At 54.3% G+C, this 19,869-nt stretch carries 18 protein-coding genes; 5 read left to right on the top strand and 13 right to left on the bottom strand.

What is annotated here, in order from left to right:
• Positions 1–2: 2 nt before the first annotated feature.
• Positions 3–1,259, bottom strand: coding sequence for an MATE family efflux transporter (locus AC0T7J_RS19525; protein WP_473796081.1), 1,257 nt, complete (start codon positions 1,257–1,259; stop codon positions 3–5).
• Between the two features lie 525 nt (positions 1,260–1,784).
• On the opposite strand from AC0T7J_RS19525, the gene AC0T7J_RS19530 reads away from it, so the two are divergent.
• Entirely contained in the window at positions 1,785–2,180 is a 396-nt protein-coding gene (locus tag AC0T7J_RS19530; protein WP_473796084.1) for a transposase, read from the top strand.
• A gap of 923 nt (positions 2,181–3,103) precedes the next feature.
• Here AC0T7J_RS19530 and AC0T7J_RS19535 read toward each other — a convergent pair.
• Positions 3,104–4,063 carry a DMT family transporter gene (locus tag AC0T7J_RS19535; protein WP_473796087.1) on the bottom strand — a complete coding sequence of 320 codons (960 nt, stop codon included), beginning with the start codon at positions 4,061–4,063 and terminating at the stop codon, positions 3,104–3,106.
• A gap of 77 nt (positions 4,064–4,140) precedes the next feature.
• Positions 4,141–4,968 (bottom strand): AraC family transcriptional regulator, encoded by an 828-nt coding sequence (locus AC0T7J_RS19540; RefSeq protein ID WP_473796090.1) that lies wholly within the window; start codon positions 4,966–4,968, stop codon positions 4,141–4,143.
• A 120-nt stretch (positions 4,969–5,088) separates the two neighbouring features.
• On the opposite strand from AC0T7J_RS19540, the gene AC0T7J_RS19545 reads away from it, so the two are divergent.
• The gene (locus AC0T7J_RS19545; protein ID WP_473796094.1) at positions 5,089–5,610 is read left to right on the top strand and encodes an isochorismatase family protein; all 522 of its coding nucleotides are present in this window, start codon (positions 5,089–5,091) and stop codon (positions 5,608–5,610) included.
• A gap of 70 nt (positions 5,611–5,680) precedes the next feature.
• Here AC0T7J_RS19545 and ssb1 read toward each other — a convergent pair whose 3' ends face one another.
• Positions 5,681–6,244 (bottom strand): single-stranded DNA-binding protein SSB1, encoded by a 564-nt coding sequence (ssb1, locus tag AC0T7J_RS19550; RefSeq protein WP_010252180.1) that lies wholly within the window; start codon positions 6,242–6,244, stop codon positions 5,681–5,683.
• 225 nt (positions 6,245–6,469) lie between these two features.
• On the opposite strand from ssb1, the gene uvrA reads away from it, so the two are divergent.
• Together uvrA and AC0T7J_RS19560 are read left to right on the top strand one after the other, a co-directional pair.
• A complete protein-coding gene (gene uvrA / locus AC0T7J_RS19555) occupies positions 6,470–9,298 on the top strand; it encodes an excinuclease ABC subunit UvrA (protein ID WP_010252182.1) in 2,829 nt (942 codons plus the stop codon).
• A gap of 233 nt (positions 9,299–9,531) precedes the next feature.
• Positions 9,532–10,596: an NAD(P)-dependent alcohol dehydrogenase gene (locus AC0T7J_RS19560; protein WP_473796099.1), complete on the top strand. Its 1,065-nt coding sequence runs from the start codon at positions 9,532–9,534 to the stop codon at positions 10,594–10,596.
• 51 nt (positions 10,597–10,647) lie between these two features.
• On the opposite strand, the gene AC0T7J_RS19565 is transcribed toward AC0T7J_RS19560, so the two are convergent.
• The 6 genes from AC0T7J_RS19565 to dnaB form a co-directional block, all read right to left on the bottom strand.
• Entirely contained in the window at positions 10,648–10,971 is a 324-nt protein-coding gene (locus tag AC0T7J_RS19565; RefSeq protein ID WP_473796101.1) for an MmcQ/YjbR family DNA-binding protein, read from the bottom strand.
• Positions 10,971–11,390: a secondary thiamine-phosphate synthase enzyme YjbQ gene (locus AC0T7J_RS19570; protein ID WP_473796103.1), complete on the bottom strand. Its 420-nt coding sequence runs from the start codon at positions 11,388–11,390 to the stop codon at positions 10,971–10,973. Before AC0T7J_RS19570 ends, AC0T7J_RS19565 begins: the two co-directional genes overlap by 1 nt.
• Before the next feature lie 119 nt (positions 11,391–11,509).
• Positions 11,510–12,703, bottom strand: coding sequence for an amino acid aminotransferase (locus AC0T7J_RS19575; RefSeq protein WP_473796201.1), 1,194 nt, complete (start codon positions 12,701–12,703; stop codon positions 11,510–11,512).
• 41 nt (positions 12,704–12,744) lie between these two features.
• Entirely contained in the window at positions 12,745–13,359 is a 615-nt protein-coding gene (locus AC0T7J_RS19580) for a YitT family protein (RefSeq protein WP_473796106.1), read from the bottom strand.
• A gap of 241 nt (positions 13,360–13,600) precedes the next feature.
• Positions 13,601–14,080 (bottom strand): Lrp/AsnC family transcriptional regulator, encoded by a 480-nt coding sequence (locus tag AC0T7J_RS19585; protein ID WP_010252196.1) that lies wholly within the window; start codon positions 14,078–14,080, stop codon positions 13,601–13,603.
• Between the two features lie 129 nt (positions 14,081–14,209).
• A complete protein-coding gene (gene dnaB, locus AC0T7J_RS19590) occupies positions 14,210–15,616 on the bottom strand; it encodes a replicative DNA helicase (RefSeq protein WP_010252197.1) in 1,407 nt (468 codons plus the stop codon).
• A gap of 96 nt (positions 15,617–15,712) precedes the next feature.
• Between dnaB and AC0T7J_RS19595 the strand changes: the two genes are divergently transcribed.
• Positions 15,713–16,696 carry a quinone oxidoreductase gene (locus AC0T7J_RS19595; RefSeq protein ID WP_031591790.1) on the top strand — a complete coding sequence of 328 codons (984 nt, stop codon included), beginning with the start codon at positions 15,713–15,715 and terminating at the stop codon, positions 16,694–16,696.
• Positions 16,697–16,906: 210 nt separating this feature from the next.
• Here the strand turns inward: AC0T7J_RS19595 and pspG are convergent, their stop codons facing one another.
• The 3 genes from pspG to AC0T7J_RS19610 all read right to left on the bottom strand — a co-directional run bounded on the left by pspG (position 16,907) and on the right by AC0T7J_RS19610 (position 19,704).
• Positions 16,907–17,173: an envelope stress response protein PspG gene (pspG, locus tag AC0T7J_RS19600; RefSeq protein ID WP_473796111.1), complete on the bottom strand. Its 267-nt coding sequence runs from the start codon at positions 17,171–17,173 to the stop codon at positions 16,907–16,909.
• Between the two features lie 180 nt (positions 17,174–17,353).
• A complete protein-coding gene (gene dusA, locus AC0T7J_RS19605) occupies positions 17,354–18,346 on the bottom strand; it encodes a tRNA dihydrouridine(20/20a) synthase DusA (protein ID WP_473796114.1) in 993 nt (330 codons plus the stop codon).
• A 107-nt stretch (positions 18,347–18,453) separates the two neighbouring features.
• The gene (locus tag AC0T7J_RS19610) at positions 18,454–19,704 is read right to left on the bottom strand and encodes a conjugal transfer protein TraF (RefSeq protein WP_473796117.1); all 1,251 of its coding nucleotides are present in this window, start codon (positions 19,702–19,704) and stop codon (positions 18,454–18,456) included.
• Positions 19,705–19,869 lie beyond the last annotated feature (165 nt).

A 19,869-nucleotide genomic window follows, 5' to 3' on the forward strand; every position in this document is an offset into this window, starting at 1 on the left:
CCTCATTTGTATGTTTTGTAGTTGAGTGAGGAAACCTGAATCTTTTGAATAACGCCGTTTTTAAAGAAGTAATTCATTACGGTCAGGGACAAAAGTTCTGAAAGGAAAACGCTCCACGCGGCCCCCATGATGCCGTGACCCTGGATCAACCACCAGGAGAGCGGCAAACTGATGACCATCAGGCAGATGATTTTCCTCAGCAAGTAGTTAAATCCTCCCTCTTTGACCATGTAGCGATACGCTACGGTCCCCATTGCCGAAAAGCTGGTCGCTATCGACAGCAACGTAATGAGACTTCCTGACTGTGTGAATTCAGGGCCGTACAACGCAATGATGATCCGCTCGCCGTAAAGTGAAATGACCAGCAACATCAGCAATGAAACAGCCATAACATAGCCATTGAGCCGCGCAGCCAGTTTAATAGCGACCTCGCCGCGCTCCCTGAAGATTTCAGTGAAGCAGGAAGTGATGAGCGCCACCGGGATAAAAATCCAGGAGGCAGAAATCGTATTCGCCGCTGCAAACAGCCCGAGGTCGCGCGCAGGTGCTGTGCCCGCAAGGAACATCTGCGCCGCTTTTACCTGTACAGAGATAAAGATGCTGGAGATCGCCAGCGGCAAACCGGCATACATCAGATAACGCAGATAGGCAGTGCGCTTTTCGCGCGGAGGCATCTGATCCTGATGGTCCTGATAGAAGTTGTGACGCTTAATCAGATAGGGCACCAGGGTCACAGCGACAATCGATAGCGTCAGCCACAGCGGATTAAGACGCAGCCAGGCCACGGTGAAGCTGATACCAAAACTCAGCAGCATGCCCACGGCGTTGGCGATGGTATTCAGACGCGAGGCAAGACGCGCGTTGTTATAAACGCTGAAAGTGTCCTGGGTGACAAAAACCGAGGCAACAAATGAGGCCAGTGCAAATGCCAGGAAATTTTCCTGCATGTTGTACCAGACCCAGATTAAGACTGGCACCGAAGTGGCCAGCAACAGCACCATTCTCATCGTACGGGCGATGGTCATCAGGCGCAGGCCTGCTGACGCATTTTTGCTGACGCGCTTAAACAGAATGGTTTCGGTGCCAAAGATTGCAACGGTTTGCACCATCGCAAATAGTGAGGTAGAAAACGCCATCTGGCCAAACACTGTTGGGCCAAAGGACTTCGCCACGTAAGACGTCACAAAAATGACGCCAAAAACAGAGATGATCTTCTCAGACATCATCCAGGCGGCATTAGACATTACGCTCAATTTCATCGACTCTTCCTTAGTATTACTCAACTACAACCGCTTCGGTACAACATCCCTGTAACGAATTAATAAGCGCTCAGTGGGCCTGCCGAAAATGTAAGACTTCAGACCAGGCTGGTCCGAAAATTGAGATGTAAATCATAATCCGGAGAGTGAATTCAGGATAATTCTTATTATAAATGGCGCGAATCACTTCAGATGGAAACGATTTCAGGCTGAAAATAAAATCACCTTCAAGAGCCAGACCCGGCATATTAATCAAGTCGGACAGGCTAAATATCCAATGTACGTAGAATTTTTTCGTATTTTGGATGCGGTGAATTTATAACAAAAATCCCCCTCCAGGAAGGCACGCCCACCGGATAAGAATAAAATAAGATTTATCCCATGATGATATTTATTCTAAATATCTTAATTTAAGCTTCGCAATTCAATTCGCGCACTTTAATACTGCCTTAATAGAATCTTACAGTGCCAGAAATTATTAAAGTCATTCTCATCCATTAATCGATAAGAAAGGTAAGAGCATTTATGAGAAAGTCACGATACAGCGAAGATCAAATCACAAATGCCATTAAAGCTTCTGAATCGGGCGTGAAAGTCAGAGAGATTTGTGAAGAGTTAGGCATCTCTGAAGCCACGTTCTATAGCTGGAAGAAGAAGTTTTCTGGGTTGTCTTCAGAAGAAGGCAGAAAAATCAAAGAGTTGGAAGAAAAACTGCAGAATGTCACGCGTGAACTGCAGACGCTCAATTCGGACAAAGAGATGCTGCAGAGCGTTCTGAAGCACTTCTTTACCACGAATGAAAAACGTCAGGCTGTGGATTTCCTGCAAGCCACCTTCGACATCGGCACGCGCCGTAGCTGCCGCTTATTAGATATCAGTCGCAGCGTATACCATTATCCGTCAGGCACGGAGAACCGCTAAACCCAATGCTACCGCGCTTTTTAGACTTAACGCTGAGATTTGTTCTTACCAGAAGAGATGAAGATCATTTAACAGGACAATTGCGGCACCCTTTTCCGCTCCATTTATAACTAATGAATGGCTTCACAGCTAAGCTTCTTTTTTTGCGGTAAAATTGATTCACAACAGCAAACGTCTCGCATTCTACGCCTAATCTTCCCTTCCCAATCTCGTTTACGCGGGATTGGGCCCTCCCTTTGTTACGTAAGCCCAGCTAATCGTCGGAACTAAATCGTCTCAATATCCTTAAGCCACTATAAACATCACCCGAAAAATAATCACTGCTTTTTTAAGTAAATGGTGGCACTAACTCAAATTTTGCGGCTGCGGTTTAATTCCGGGCTATGGGTTAATTGCATATACTTACTCCAGGATTAATCCAGGATAAATAGTTTATTGCTCCTTAACACTAACGTTATGTGTCTATCTTTTCGCACTCTTCATTGCGCATCATTGATGCCAGAGATTAATCTTTAATTATTAACGCAGCGGCGGAATTTTCTTACTCATTTATCACTGAGTGAAGTTAATGGTGGTTTTTAGCCTTCCTTTCTCAGGGCCATACCGCAATAAAAAGCCGCTGATAAAAGCGTAACGTCCATAATGCTGCCCTATTTTTGCTGGTTAAAGGCCGATATCTGAACAGTGAGCCCCCGGCAGGGGTGAAAATGACGGTGTACAGGTGACCATAAGTACCGTTTTTACACTGACAAACGGGGAATGAGAGAGGCTACCGAGGGTAAAGTCACGATCACGCAAAGGCATGAAATCGATTTCGCGGCATAAATCTGCCGGAGAGCGAGCAAATCGGGATAGGGTTTAATCTTAAAAAGCCGCGCGGCGTGTCATCCGCGCGGCAGAAGTATTTTGGTGATTTTCGCGGGTTACTCTTTAATCGGGACGACAAGAGGTTGCGGTTTGATACGCATGGCCCACAGAACACCGGCCATCAGACAAACAATGCCCGTCACGGTGAGCAGAGGTGGCCAGCTTTGATGCCAGAGAAAAGTCCACAACAGACCAAACAGGATCTCAAAAACAATCAGCGGCCCCATGACTACCGTGGGCAGACGCTGGCTGGCAGCGTTCCAGCATAAGGTCCCCAGCCAGGAACAGAGCAGACCAATTGCCAGCATCAGGGAGATAAAAACCGCCGGACGCGGCCCAAACGGCAACGAAAAATCGGGCTGTTGCCAGGCGAGCTGCACACTCACCAGCGCGTACATGATTAGCGCCATCGGCAGCGTCACGACGCCCTGCGCTGTTGCCCAGGTCGAGGGTCGCAGTTCGGGGTGTGTACGCAGCCAGCGGGCATTGCGCAGCGGATACCAGGTCCAGCAGACCACAGCCAGCAGCGCTAGTGCGATACCGGTCAGATAACGGCTCAGGTTCAGCGCCGCACCCTGGCCCTGTAGCTCCGCCACATTCACGCAAAGCAACCCGGCTGCCATCATAACCAGCGCAGGAAACAGCCGCCGCCACGGCAGCCGTCCTTCAAGATGGCCGTAACAGAGATTGGCAGTGACGGCGATCACCACCGGCAGCGTGCCGATAATCATGGTGGAGACCGGCGCGCCAGTGCGCTGAATGGCGTTCGCCAGAAACGCATAGTAGAAGAGATTTCCCACCAGCGAGAGCTTTACCGCCTCACGCCAGTCATCCCGGGCCAGCTTGCGCAGGCGATGACGACCGTGCCAGGCCAGAGGTAGCGCAATCAGTCCAAATGCCACATAACGTCCCGCCGATTGCAGCGCGCCAGGATAGTCAGGCACCAGCAGCGGCCCGACGAAAATCAATCCCCACAGCAACCCGGCCGTGACGGCAAACATGACACCAGCAAACATGATTTCTTCCTTATAGGGTGTTTTAGCGCAGTGTGGCGGGTTCGGACGGGAAATGCTTGTAGCAGATTGCGGTTCTGTCAGGGCTGACGAACCTGTTTTTGATAGCGGCCCGGCGTGATGCCATAACGGTTAGCAAAGGCGCGGGTGAGATGGGCCTGATCGGTTAACCCCACCGCCGCCGCAACGCTGGCGGCCGCTTCCCCCTGTGCCAGCCTTTGCTTGGCGTCGTAAAGCCGGAAAGCCATCAGCATCTGATGCGGCGTAACGTGATAGTGCTGGCGAAAGGCGCGTAAGAAATGCCACGGCGATAACGATGCCAGCGCCGCCAGCTCATCCAGCCGCACCGGTTCTGCGAGGTTTGCGCGCAGAAAGTCTCTTACCTGATCAAAACGATGCCGTGCATCCGGTCTGCCCTGTGAGGACATGCGTGCCAGCGGACGAATCTGCAACAGAAGTTCAGCGAGCAGGCTCTGGCGCGCCAGTGGTGATTCCGCCTGCCAGAGTGTCGCCAGCGTGCGGGAGAGCGGCCGCGCTACGCGCGGATCGGTTAACAGCGCCTCGTTGAACCACCAGCCGCGATCGCCGGTAAGTTCATCCATCAGCTGCGGCTGAATGTAGATCATCTGGTAGCGCCAGCCCTCATCACACGCTGACTCCCCCGTATGCAGCTCATCCGGATTCATCATGACCAGGGAGTTCTCCGGCGCAGTATATTCGGTGCCGCGATAGCGAAAGCGCTGCGCGCCTGCTTCGATCGTGCCGATCCCAAAGGCCTCATGGGTATGGGGTTCAAAGGCGTAGCGGGAGATGTGGGCCTGATAGAGTTCCACACCGGGCAGCTCAGCGAGTTGCTGAAACCGGGCGCGGTCTTTCTCACAGGGGAAACTAGCCGGAACACCTTCCACTTCTCTCTCCTTATTTAACCAGTCGGTTTAGCATGCCTGCGACCGGGGTGTAAATGCAAAAGATTGCTATCCACAATGCCTCAGGTAAGACTGTTTCTTTCAAACCGGATGGGATCAAGCATGGCACAGCGCGTGGTATTAGTTATAGATATGCAGAATGGGGTCTTCAGCTCGCCGCGCTTCGACAAAGCGGGACGGATTGCGCAGATTAACCGGCTGACGGGACGCGCCGATATCACAATATTTATCCAGCACCGGGAAGGCGAGATGTGTGGGGGTAATGCGGCTTTCGATCTGCTGCCGGAAATCACTCAGCCTGATGGCGCATACTATGTGACCAAAACCGCCTGCGACAGCTTCTGGCAAACTGACCTGCACACACTGTTAAAGAAGCTGGCGGTTGAGGAATTTGTAGTATGTGGCTGTGCCACCGACTACTGCCTGGACACCACCATAAAAGTCGGTGCCAGTGCGGGCTATGCCATTACCGTTGCCGCCGATGCGCATACCACGGCAGATCGCCGCTGGGTCAGCGCCGAAGCACTGATTAACCAGCACAATGACGTGTGGGCCTCACTGCTGATCCCCGGCAACGTGCCGCGCGTGCTCAGCACGGAGGCGATTCTGGCGGAATGGTCTTAGCGGGCCGCCAGACGCCGCGCATAAAAAAAGCCCGCATAGCGGGCTTTTTGCACTCTTTCAGCTAACGGGATCAGAACGGAATATCGTCGTCAAAATCCATCGGTGGTTCATTATTGTTGCTGGCTGGTGCGCTCTGTGGCTGCGGCTGCGGACGAGACTGCGCACCGCCACTGAACTGGTTATTGTTGCCCTGCGGCTGCTGCGGCTGACCCCAGCCATTATTGTTGCCACCACCCTGCGCGCCGCCACCGGCTGGAGCGCCTGCACCGGCGTTACCGCCCTGCTGACGGCCACCCAGCATCTGCATGGTCCCGCCAACGTTGACCACGACTTCGGTGGTGTAACGCTCCTGGCCACCCTGATCCTGCCATTTACGGGTGCGCAGCTGGCCTTCGATATAGACCTGCGACCCTTTTTTCAGGTATTCACCCGCGACTTCAGCCAGTTTGCCAAACAGCACCACACGGTGCCACTCAGTGATCTCTTTGTTTTCACCGGTCTGCTTGTCGCGCCAGCTTTCCGACGTAGCCAGCGTAATGTTGGCAACAGCGCCACCATTTGGCATATAACGTACTTCCGGATCCTGACCCAGATTCCCGACAAGAATCACTTTGTTAACGCCACGACTGGCCATGTTGCTGTCTCCCGATGAGTTAATGCATACAGTCTAATCTATCAATTCTAACACGTCCTGCGGAGTGTTTCCCACTTTAGAGCGGGGTTCCATTTTTAATCCGCTCCGCTCCGGAGCCAGAGAGTACTGGATATTTATTCAGTCTATTTTTTGTGCCATAATGACATGTTTTATTCTGGCCGTGTCGGCAAGGCGCGGTGAGTGCTGCTAATCCGGGAAAGGTGAATGGATAAGATCGAAGTTCGTGGTGCCCGCACCCATAATTTGAAAAACATCAACCTGACCATCCCACGCGACAAACTCATTGTGGTGACCGGCCTGTCAGGTTCCGGTAAATCCTCACTGGCGTTTGATACGCTGTATGCGGAAGGTCAGCGCCGCTATGTGGAGTCGCTCTCTGCGTATGCGCGCCAGTTTCTTTCGTTAATGGAGAAGCCGGACGTCGATCATATCGAAGGTTTGTCGCCCGCCATTTCCATCGAACAGAAATCCACTTCGCACAACCCACGCTCGACAGTGGGCACTATCACCGAGATCCATGATTACCTGCGTCTGCTGTTTGCCCGCGTTGGCGAACCGCGTTGCCCGGATCATGATGTGCCGCTGGCGGCGCAGACCGTCAGCCAGATGGTCGATCAGGTGCTCTCTCAGCCGGAAGGCCGTCGCCTGATGCTGCTGGCGCCGGTGGTGAAAGATCGTAAGGGTGAGCACACCAAAACGCTGGAGAATCTGGCGACCCAGGGCTATATCCGTGCGCGTATTGATGGCGAAGTGTGTGACCTTTCCGATCCGCCAAAACTCGAGCTGCAGAAGAAGCACACCATTGAAGTGGTGATTGACCGCTTTAAAGTGCGTGAAGATCTCGCGACCCGTCTGGCGGAATCGTTTGAGACCACGCTGGAGCTCTCCGGCGGGACGGCCATCGTGGCGGACATGGATGACAGCGCCGCAGAAGAGCTGCTCTTCTCGGCTAACTTCGCCTGCCCGATCTGTGGTTACAGCATGAGCGAGCTGGAGCCGCGCCTGTTCTCGTTTAACAATCCGGCGGGTGCCTGTCCAACCTGTGACGGCCTTGGCGTACAGCAATATTTTGATCCTGACCGCGTGGTGCAGAATCCTGAACTCTCGCTGGCGGGCGGTGCCATCCGCGGCTGGGATCGCCGCAATTTCTACTACTTCCAGATGCTGCGTTCGCTGGCGGAACACCTCGATTTTGATATCGAAGCGTCGTTCGGCAGCCTGCCAGAAAACGTACAGAAAGTGATTCTGTACGGATCAGGCAAAGAGAGCATCGAATTCAAGTACATCAACGATCGCGGCGACACCTCGGTACGCCGTCATCCGTTTGAAGGCGTACTCAATAATATGGAGCGCCGCTACAAAGAGACCGAGTCTTCAGCGGTACGCGAAGAGCTGGCGAAATTTATCAGCAACCGCGCCTGTGCCAGCTGTGAAGGAACCCGTCTGCGTCGTGAAGCGCGTCATGTCTTTGTGGAGAACACCACGCTGCCGACCATCTCTGAGATGAGCATCGGTCATGCGATGTCCTTCTTTGAAAACATGAAACTCAGCGGCCAGCGTGCGCAGATCGCCGAGAAAATCCTGAAAGAGATTGGCGATCGCCTGAGCTTTTTGGTCAACGTCGGCCTGAACTATCTCTCGATGTCGCGTTCCGCCGAGACCCTGTCCGGTGGTGAAGCACAGCGTATCCGTCTGGCCAGCCAGATCGGTGCCGGTCTGGTCGGCGTGATGTATGTGCTGGATGAGCCTTCAATCGGCCTGCACCAGCGCGACAACGAACGTCTGCTTGGCACCCTGATTCATCTGCGCGACCTTGGTAACACGGTGATCGTGGTTGAGCATGATGAAGATGCGATTCGTGCCGCTGACCATGTGATCGATATCGGTCCGGGTGCCGGCGTGCATGGCGGCCAGGTGGTGGCTGAAGGCACCGTTGATCAGATCATGGCGCAGGAAGCGTCACTGACCGGCCAGTTCCTGAGCGGCAAGCGTGGCATCGCGGTGCCAGAGGAGCGCGTCAAAGGCGACCCGGCTAAAGTCCTGAAGATTACCGGCGCACGCGGCAACAACCTCAAGGATGTCACGCTGACGCTGCCGGTCGGGCTGTTCACCTGTATTACCGGTGTTTCAGGCTCGGGTAAATCGACCCTGATCAACGATACGCTCTTCCCGATTGCCCAGCGGGCACTGAACGGCGCGACCATCGCCGAACCGGCACCTTACCGTGACGTGGCGGGACTGGAGCACTTCGACAAAGTCATCGATATCGACCAGAGCCCGATTGGTCGTACACCGCGCTCTAACCCGGCTACCTACACCGGTATTTTCACCCCGGTGCGTGAACTGTTTGCGGGCGTGCCGGAAGCGCGTTCGCGCGGTTACAACCCGGGCCGCTTCAGCTTTAACGTGCGTGGCGGGCGCTGTGAAGCCTGTCAGGGCGATGGCGTGCTGAAAGTCGAAATGCACTTCCTGCCGGACATTTATGTGCCGTGCGATCAGTGCAAAGGCAAACGCTATAACCGTGAAACGCTGGAAGTAAAATACAAAGGCAAGAGCATTCACGAAGTGCTGGAGATGACCATCGAAGAGGCACGTGAGTTCTTCGATGCCGTGCCAGCACTGGCGCGTAAGTTGCAGACACTGATCGATGTGGGTCTCACCTACATCCGCCTCGGTCAGTCCGCCACCACCCTTTCCGGCGGTGAAGCCCAGCGCGTGAAGCTGGCGCGTGAGCTGTCGAAGCGTGGCACCGGTCAGACGCTCTACATTCTGGATGAACCAACCACCGGCCTGCACTTTGCCGATATCCAGCAGCTGCTGGAAGTGCTGCATAAGCTGCGCGATCAGGGCAACACCATCGTGGTGATTGAGCACAACCTGGATGTGGTCAAAACTGCAGACTGGATTGTCGACCTGGGTCCGGAAGGCGGCAGCGGCGGCGGTGAAATCCTGGTGGCTGGTACGCCAGAAACCGTGGCGGAGTGTGAGAAATCACATACCGCGCGCTTCCTGAAACCACTGTTACAGAAGTAATTTTGTCAGGCCCGCCGCGTGCGGGCCTTTTACTCTCCCCTGGCGATTCAGCCAGAAAAATGCAGAATCAGGCAAGATTCAGACATGTATAGGCATATACGCTTTTCCCCACGCTGACTATCCTTAAGCGGTTCCTCTTTGGCACGCCCCTGGCGTCGCCCTGTTTTCGCAGCACATCCACGCTGCTGCACTTCATCGAATAACACTCACGACACATCGAAACTGGAGACACCATGAATATTACGCATGCGTATGCTGCTCAGGATGCAAAATCCAAACTGGCACCGTTCGATTTTAAGCCGCGTGAGCTGCGCGCCCAGGACGTTCAGCTTGAGGTGCTGTTCTGTGGCGTTTGCCACTCAGATCTGCATCAGGCCCGTAATGAGTGGAAAAACACCATTTTTCCCGTGGTTCCGGGTCATGAAATTGTCGGTCGCGTCACGGCCGTTGGCCCGCAGACGCAGAAATACAAAGTCGGCGATCTGGTCGGCGTAGGCTGCATGGTCGACTCATGCCGCAGCTGTCCGAGCTGTCAGCAGGGTCTGGAGCAGTATTGTGAAAATGGCTTTGTTGGCACCTATAACGGTGAAGATCGCGAAACCGGCGCCATTACCTATGGCGGTTACTCAACGTCAATGGTGGTTGATGAGAGCTTTGTGCTGCGCATTCCTGAGAACCTGGAGCTGGCGGGCGTTGCACCGCTGCTGTGTGCCGGTATCACCACTTACTCGCCGCTGCGCCACTGGAATGTCGGCCCGGGCAAGAAAGTGGGTATCGTAGGTTTAGGCGGCCTCGGCCATATGGGCGTGAAAATTGCCCATGCCATGGGCGCACATGTGGTGCTGTTCACCACCTCGCCGTCAAAAATTGAAGATGGCAAACGTCTGGGTGCCGATGAAGTCGTGATCTCTAAAGATCCGGAGCAGATGGCTCAGCACGCCAACAGCTTCGACTTCATTCTGAATACCGTGGCGGCTCAGCACGATCTCAACCCGTTCATCACCCTGCTGAAGCTGGATGGCAACATGACGCTGGTGGGGGCTCCGGAACACGATCACCCGGCCCCGCAGGTGTTTAACCTGATCTTCAAGCGTCGCAGCATCGCCGGTTCACTGATCGGCGGCATCGCAGAGACCCAGGAGATGCTCGATTTTTGTGGTGAGCACGGCATTACCTCAGACATTGAACTGATCGCGATGGACCAGATCAATGAAGCCTATGAGCGCATGCTGAAAAGCGATGTGAAATACCGCTTCGTTATCGACATTAATACCCTGCGCGAGCAGCCTGCCGCGTAACCCGCTGCCGCTGAACCCTCTTGCTCAGGTAAGAGGGTTTTTTATTGCCGTTTAGCGGGCCGTTGCAACCTGCTGGAATGAGGCATCGACCAGATAGTAGATCTGCGAATCTTTCAGCGAACCGTCCAGGAACAGCGTGCTCCAGTGTGACTTGTTCAGATGCTCGCTGGGAATAATATCGCTATGCTCTTCGCGCAGTAATTCGGCCAGCGCAGGCGTCGATTTCAGCGAGACCGCTGGTCGCCCTTTCGCCTCATGGACCATCGCAAACAGTACGCCGTTGCTTTTAATCTGCGTGGCCTTCCAGTCACTGTGGACGCTTTGTTCCGCGCCCGGCTTGCTCATGCAATAGGTCAGTAAGTCTGAGTTAGTCATTACGATTCCCCTTGTAAAGTGGCGACAATCCGCCTGGCTCCGCCCTCAATGCGATGTTCGCCCAGCCAGATACCCTGCCAGGTGCCCAGCACCAGACGTCCCCGCTGGACCGGTAATAACAACGAAACCCCTAAGGTCGACGATTTGATATGCGCCGGCATATCATCCCGCCCTTCGTAGTCGTGCTGATAAGGCGCATTCTCCGGCACGTGTCGCATGAAATGCTGTTCCATGTCGCTTCGCACCGTCGGGTCGCAATTCTCATTTAAGGTTAACGACGCCGAAGTGTGCTGCAACAGCAGATGCAGCAGACCGGTTTTGATATCACGCAGTCCGGAGAGCGAGTTGACGACCTCATCGGTGACCAGATGAAATCCGCGCGGCTTCGCGCTTAGCGTAATAGTTTGTTGATGCCACATAACTTATTCCTGAAACGGTTACCCCGTTTAAGTGTGCAGCATGTCGCCGAAAGGTAAACCCTGACCCATAAAAAAACCGCCAGAGAGCACCCTGACGGTTTTTTTCAGCATGGCTGCCGTTACATTACGGCGGCAAACGCTTCAGCCACCTGATGCACATTTTTGCTGTTCAGTCCGGCGACACACATGCGGCCGCTGCCCACCAGATAGATGCCAAATTCGTTACGCAGACGATCGACCTGCTGCGCACTCAGGCCGGTGTAGCTGAACATGCCACGCTGCTTCAGCAGGTAGTCAAAGTTTTTACCTGGCAGCGCAGTGCTGAGCACGTCCACCAGCGACTGACGCATGTCCAGAATGCGTAAGCGCATCGCTTCCACTTCAGCCAGCCAGCTGGCTTTCAGCGCCTCATCGTTAAGGACGCGCGCGACAACCTGCGCACCGAAATTCGGCGGGCTGGAGTAGTTGCGGCGAACGGTAGCTTTTAACTGGCCCAGCACACGCGCTGACTCTTCGGCGCTGTCACAGACGATAGAGAGACCGCCCACGCGCTCGCCATAGAGCGAGAAAATTTTGGAGAAGGAGTTGCTCACCAGGGCTGGCAGGCCCGCCGCCGCGACCGCACGCAGCGCATAGGCATCCTGCTGCATGCCGGCACCAAAGCCCTGATAGGCGATATCCAGGAAAGGAATCAGCTGCTGAGCTTTCAGCACCTCAACGGTCTGATCCCACTGCGCATCAGTCAGGTCAGCGCCGGTCGGGTTATGACAGCAGGGATGCAGCAGCACGACGCTCTGCGCTGGCAGGGTTTTCAGGGTGCTGATAAAGGCATCAAACCGCACACCGTGCGTCTCTGCGTCATACCAGGGATAGGTATTGACCTCAAAACCTGCACCATTAAAAATCGCGACGTGGTTTTCCCAGGTCGGATCGCTGACCCAGACCGCAGACTGCGGGAAGTAGCGCTTAAGGAAATCCGCGCCCACTTTCAGCGCGCCAGAACCGCCCAGCGTCTGAATAGAGGCGATACGGCCCGCGTTTAACACCGGATGATCGGCACCAAACAGCAGCGGTGCAATCGCACTACGGTAGCTGTTCAGCCCTTCCATTGGCAGATAGAGCGATGCCTGATGCGGCTCAGCATAGATCTGCTCTTCGGCAGCGGCTACAGCCTTCAGCTGCGGGATGATGCCCTTTTCGTCGTAATAGAGGCCGATACTCAGGTTAACTTTGTGTTCGCGTGGGTCTTGTTTGAAGGCTTCCATCAACGACAGAATCGGATCGCCAGCATAGGCATCAACGTTTTGAAACACGGTGTAGGTCTCCATGATTGGTCCAGAAAAAGATGCGGGGATTAAACCCGATAGCGTCCCGGACGGTGGTTCATTGCAATAATCAGGTTCAGGATCACCGCACCCGCAATCGACGCGAGCAGGATGGGGCCACTCACCACAAACAGTGACGCCAGCACGACACAGGTATCGACTGCCATTTGCAGTTTCCCCGCGCGGATCCCAAAGCGATCCTGTAGCCACAGCGCCAGAATATTGATGCCGCCGAGGCTTGCCTTATGACGAAATAACACTATAAACCCGATTCCCATGATGACGTTACCGAACAATGTCGCATAGAAGGGGTTAAGGTCAGAAAAGTGGACGAACAGCGGGTGCAGCTGGGTGAACAACGACACCAGACCGACGGCGCAGAAGGTTTTGAGGGTAAATTCCCAGCCCATGCGTTTTACCGCCAGCCAGTAAAAAGGGATGTTGATCAGGAAAAACGCGCTGCCGAACGAAAGCGGCGAGAGATAGCTGATCAGAAAGGCGATGCCTGCGGTGCTGCCGGTCAGCGCCCCCGACTGTTTCAGCATAATCACGCCAAACGAGACCATCAGGGTGCCAAGCACCATCGCCAGCGCATCTTCAATGCGCGAATGCGGGACGCGGGAGGGTTCTGCGATATTATCCATGGGGGTTTTCTCAGTGCAAATGATGCGGTTTCGATGCAAAAAACGCACCATCGCCACAGCACTGAACGGCTGTAAACCGGGTGCCGGCGATATCTCATTGATATCTAAGGCGCTTTATAACAGAACTTTGTGCATTAATTCCGGCTTATACCGTCAACCCATGCGTTAAAGTCCGTTTCGATGCGCGTTATTCGCATTAATTGCCGCAAGTGTGCACCAAAAGCACACAACGCGCACCTTTTTAGCGCGTCTTCTGCTCAGGCAGCATCATCAGCCCGTTTTCTTTCATGCGTCCCAGCACTACCGAGGTTTTCACATGGGAAACGCTCTGGTGGCCCGCGACTAACTGGCTGATTAACGCACTAAGGGAATTGAGATCGGCCACCGCCACTTTGAGCAGATAGTCCGCATCGCCGGTGGTTTTATAGGCATCTACGATCGCCTGCTCCTGCTCCACCATCCGGTGAAAGCTCTCGACATATTCCGCGGTGTGGTTAATTAAGCGCACCTCAATCAATCCCACCATGCCAAGCCCGATGGCATCGGGCGACAGCCGGGCATGATAACCGAGGATCAGATTAGCCTGTTCCAGGTTGATGCGGCGGCGGGAACATTGTGAAGCAGAAAGGCCAACCAGATCGCTGAGTTCCTGATTGGTCAGACGGCCGTTGGATTGTAATAAAGTCAGGATTTTAAGGTCGTAATCGTCTACGTGAGTCATTCCGTTTCCACAGCGTGATGGGCGTCGCTTTATTACAGATAACCCGATAACCCGAGAGGTTGTCCAACACTATTTTATGATGATGGGAGCTGTCATGCACAGATCGTGCATGACAGCACAAACCGGGGATTATTCGTCGTCGTATTGCGGGCCAGCGTAGTTGTCGAAGCGTGACCACTGACCGTTAAAGGTCAGGCGTACTGTACCGATCGGACCGTTACGCTGTTTACCCAGAATGATCTCCGCGATCCCTTTAAGATCGCTGTTTTCGTGGTAAACCTCATCGCGATAGATAAACATGATCAAATCCGCATCCTGCTCGATCGAGCCCGATTCACGCAGATCCGAGTTGACCGGACGTTTATCGGCTCGCTGCTCCAGCGAGCGGTTAAGCTGCGACAGCGCTACAACCGGCACATTCAGCTCTTTGGCCAGTGCTTTCAGCGAGCGGGAGATCTCGGCAATTTCCAGCGTACGGTTGTCCGACAGCGACGGCACGCGCATCAGCTGCAGATAGTCGATCATGATCATGCTTAATCCACCGTTTTCACGGTAGATGCGTCGGGCGCGTGAACGCACTTCGGTGGGCGTCAGGCCGGAAGAGTCATCAATGTACATGTTCTTCTTCTCCAGCAGGATACCCATGGTGCCGGAAATACGCGCCCAGTCTTCATCATCTAATTGTCCGGTACGGATGCGGGTCTGATCGACGCGGGAGAGTGACGCCAGCATACGCATCATGATCTGCTCGCTGGGCATCTCCAGACTGAAGATCAGCACCGGTTTTTCCTGCAGCATGGCGGCGTTTTCGCACAGGTTCATCGCAAAGGTGGTTTTACCCATCGACGGACGTGCGGCGACAATAATCAGATCAGAGCCTTGCAGGCCCGCGGTCTTTTTATTCAGATCCTGATAGCCGGTATCGACGCCAGTGACGCCATCGTGCGGTGTCTGATAGAGCGATTCGATACGCGAGACGGTCGATTCCAGAATCTGCTCAATGTTTTTCGGGCCCGCATCTTTATCCGCGCGCGCTTCCGCTATTTTAAAGACGTTCGACTCCGCGAAGTCGAGCAGCTCTTCGCTGTTACGCCCCTGCGGATCATAACCGGCATCGGCAATCTGGTTAGCGACGGCGATCATCTCGCGCACCACCGCACGTTCGCGCACGATATCAGCATAGGCGCCGATGTTCGCCGCGCTCGGGGTGTTTTTCGCCAGTTCCGCCAGATAGGCGAAGCCGCCCGCCATCTCCAGCTCGCCACGGGTTTCCAGCGATTCGGAGAGCGTAATCAGGTCAATAGGTTTGCTGTTTTCCAGCAGCCGCTGCATCTCTGAAAAAATCAGCCGATGCGAGCGGTTGAAAAAGTCATTCGCGACGACGCGCTCAGAGACATTGTCCCAGCGCTCGTTATCCAGCATTAACCCACCGAGCACCGACTGCTCCGCTTCCAGCGAATGCGGGGGCATTTTCACGCCTGCGAGCTGGCGATCCTGCGTTTCGTTCGATTTGTTGGTGGGTTTATTTCCTGCCATAGTGAATGCATTACCGATCTTCTGTGGGGACGCGCAAGTATACCTTAGTTGGGGTGCGTGCCTCACCCTCATGATGAAACAATCACAGGAGTCAGAATGGCAAAGCGTATTCAGTTCAGCGCACAGGGCGGCCCGGACGTTTTAGAGTGGACAGATTTTGAACCTGCTGACCCGGCCGAACATGAAGTGCAGGTAGAACATCGCGCTATCGGCATTAATTACATCGATACCTATGTTCGCAGCGGGCTTTATCCGGTCGCCGCTTTTCCCTCTGGCCTGGGTACAGAAGCCGCGGGCGTGGTGTCGCGGGTTGGACGTGGCGTGACATTATTTAAGCCCGGCGATCGCGTGGTCTACTGTCTGGCGTCGATGGGGGCCTATAGCGAAGTGCACAACGTGGCGGAAGATCGCCTGATGCATCTCCCGGAGGCGATCAGCTTTGAGCAGGGCGCCGCCAGCTACCTTAAAGGGCTGACTACACAATATCTGCTGCGCCAGACCTATAAAATCAGCGCCGGTGAGACCTTCCTGTTTCATGCCGCAGCGGGCGGCGTCGGGTTAATTGCCTGTCAGTGGGCAAAAGCGCTGGGTGCCCATTTGATTGGAACAGTCGGGTCAGCAGAAAAGGCAGCGATGGCGAAAAAGGCCGGCGCCTGGGCGACGATTAACTACCGTGAAGAGAATATTGCGCAACGCGTCAGCGAACTGACCGACGGGAAAAAAGTGGGCGTAGTTTATGACTCCGTAGGCAAAGATACCTGGGAAGCATCGCTGGACTCATTGCGCCGTCATGGGCTGATGGTCAGTTTTGGCAATGCTTCGGGTCCGGTGACCGGAATTGATCTCGGCATTCTGAATAAGAAAGGCTCACTGTTTGTGACCCGCCCTTCACTGTTTGGCTATATCACCAACCGCCAGGAGCTGGAAACCGCCAGTGCCGAGCTTTTCTCGCTGCTGGCGAGCGGCGCGATTAAAGTTGATGTGCCGGAGCAGCAGAAGTTTGCGCTGAAAGAGGCCAGCAAAGCGCACCAGATGCTGGAGAGCCGCGCCACGCAGGGCTCCTGTCTCTTAATTCCATAATAGTGAGCAACAAAAAGGGCCTCCCGCGGGAAGCCCTTCTCTTTTTTTATTTTTTGTTCGCGCTGGTGTAGGGACAGCGGCGATGAATTCATGTCGAGTCGATGGCACATCGATTTGACGACAGGCATCCTGCCAGAAAACATAAGTAAAAAATATGTTTAATTGCAGATCAGCCCTGACCAATCTCTCACACTGTGATCTTCACCGCATTTAGCGCCAGCCTTTGCGGTCTAACCTGTTGATCTTGCGCCGCAGCTTGCGACGTGCTCGCTCATCGCTGTCGCCAAAAAAGGCACGATGCAGCCAGACTGCAATCACCGCCAGCACCAGCCACGGCAACACTTTAATAACAATTGCAAACAGTCCACCGACAAACATCACGATGGTTGCAACCACCAGTGCCGCCAGCACGCCAAACAGCGAAACGCCGGTCAGCAACAGCATCAGGAAAAACCCTAATACGAATAAAATTTCCACGTCAGCGCTCCTTTTTGATTCCGATTGTTATAGTTATTACAAAAAACGTGCCAACAGTTAACTCATTGATTTTCAGCTGATAAGAGATAAACAGAAGAGCGCGACCTGGTGAGGAAAACCACATAGTGGCGTAAAAAAAACCAGCCTTCAGAGCGGGTTTTTTCGGATTCAGATGAGGTGTCAGGCTTCCTGCGGGATCTTATCGGCGACCAGCGCCAGCGCCGCTTCCAGCACACGGACATCGGCACCGGGTTTGTGGGCATTTTCGCTCAGGTGGCGTCGCCACTGGCGGGCGCCCGGGATCCCCTGGAACAGACCCAGCATATGGCGCGTGACATGTCCCAGATAAGTCCCCTTAGCCAGTTCCGCTTCAATATAGGGATACATGGCGCGCACCACTTCAACCGGATTCGCCGCCGGATGCTGACGACCAAACAATGTCTGATCGACCTGCGCCAGAATGCCAGGGTTTTGGTAGGCTTCACGTCCCATCATCACACCATCAAGGTGTTGCAGATGGGTCTGTGCCTCTTCCAGGGTTTTCACGCCGCCATTGAGGGCGATGGTCAGTTGCGGAAAATCGCGTTTCAGCTGATAGACGCGGGGATAATCCAGCGGTGGAATCTCGCGGTTCTCTTTCGGGCTGAGGCCGGAGAGCCAGGCTTTACGCGCATGAATGATAAATGTCTCGCACTCACCGCGTCCCGCCACCGTGCCGATAAAATCGGTCAGGAATTCATAGCTGTCCAGCTCATCGATACCGATACGGGTTTTCACCGTGACCGGAATGGAAACCACGTCGCGCATTGCTTTAACGGCATCTGCGACCAGATTCGCCTCGGCCATCAGGCAGGCGCCGAAACGGCCATTCTGCACGCGATCAGAGGGACAGCCGACATTAAGGTTCACTTCATCATAGCCGCGCTGCTCTGCCAGCTTCGCGCACTGCGCCAGTGCCGCCGGATCGCTACCGCCAAGCTGCAACGAGACCGGATGCTCAGCCTCACTGTAAGCCAGGTAATCCCCTTTGCCATGAATGATTGCGCCCGTGGTCACCATTTCGGTGTAGAGCAGCGTGTCACCGGTCAGCTGACGATGAAAATAGCGACAGTGACGATCGGTCCAGTCGAGCATAGGGGCGATAGAGAAACGTTGCGAAGAGAAATTAGGCATGAAGCGCAGACAATCCGGTAATTAAGGGGTGATGTAATTCTGTGCAAGGATAACACAAGGGCGGGCGATAGTGCATCGCCCGCCCCCGAACAGTCTGAATAACGCGCTTAGAAGTTAAAGCCCAGCTGCATCATCGCGCCCCAGGTGTTGTTAGCTCCCACAGAGCCCGCCAGATCCAGATGTACGGCTTTGTTAAACGGTGACAGACCAAAACCGGCCGTAGCGACATTTTCGTCGTTAGAACGCATGTCCGCACGATAACCTGCACGCAGCTGCAGCCAGTCAAGTACGCGGTATTCCGCGCCCACTGCCGCATACTGGCTGTTCTCCTGAGTTTTGAAGCGTTTGGTCTCCGTCAGATCCACATCGCCCGTCACGGTAAACGGACCTTTATCCCAGGCCAGACCGGTGGTGACCAGCGGGCGAATCTGGTAGGTGTCGCGGAAACCATTGACCTCTTTGGTCTGCAGATCGCGCGAAACCAGGTTCTGTCCGGTGACACCCAGCGTCCAGTTTTCAGCAAAGGTGGTCGCCAGACCGGCATCAACGTTAAAGCCGGTGTCGGTGCTGCGATACTGGCTGTTATTAATGTCACTTTTGTCGTAGTTGTAAATACTGGCGGTGTAGTTATAGAGCCAGGTTTTCTGCACTTTCGGTGTCACGCCTACCGATACTGGCTGACCGCCGATGGTGAACTCATGCGCCACCGCAACACCATAATCGGTGACCAGCGCCGCTAAGCCATTCGCGCTGGAGCGCAGATTATTTTGATCGCCAGGACGCGGCAGCACTGTGCCGTTAGCCACACCGCGCAGATAATCGATATCGCTCTGGACCACATTGGCACGCACGTGCGCTGAACCATAGGCTTTGGTGATAAAGGCGAAAGGCAGCGTCTCGTTAGGGATAGTGACGGCCAGGGCAAGCCCGGCGTTACCGTCTGCTTTGTTACCGCGCAAATCGCTTAGCTTATTAGCGACATCGCCTGAGGCGGCGCGCACTTCAGGATAGCCACGCAGATAATCAGCGAAGGTTAAATTACCGAGCACATCGCGGTAGCGATCTACGGTATCGGTGATGTCATCCACTTTGTCGATCAGATGATCTTTGTCGGTGACCTGAATACCGGCTGAGGGAAAAATAATGCTGACGCTATCGTCGGGTTTGGCGCGCGTCATTAATGCCGGGTTCGCCAGCACTGCGGAGCCATAAAGAGAAGATGCTACGCCGGTTCCGCCCATGGCGTCATTACGTGCATCATACCAGGTCCCTGCCGCCATGGCGGAAGAAGAAAGGAAAAGCGCGGTCGTTGCAGCCGTATAGATCAGCGCTGAACGTTGAGCGGATTTTTTCACCATTTGCCTGCCATCACCTGAGAAATTGTCATTGAAACATTCAATGACTGAATAGTTTGTTAGCCCTATTGTGAACCCTGGCTAACGCGTTATTGCCGTGAATTCGAAGGAAACAGTGTCTTAATTCAAAGGATTGGACGTTTTCCAATCAAAAAACCGTTGTAATTG

The organism is Pantoea sp. E956-1 (assembly GCF_982223955.1).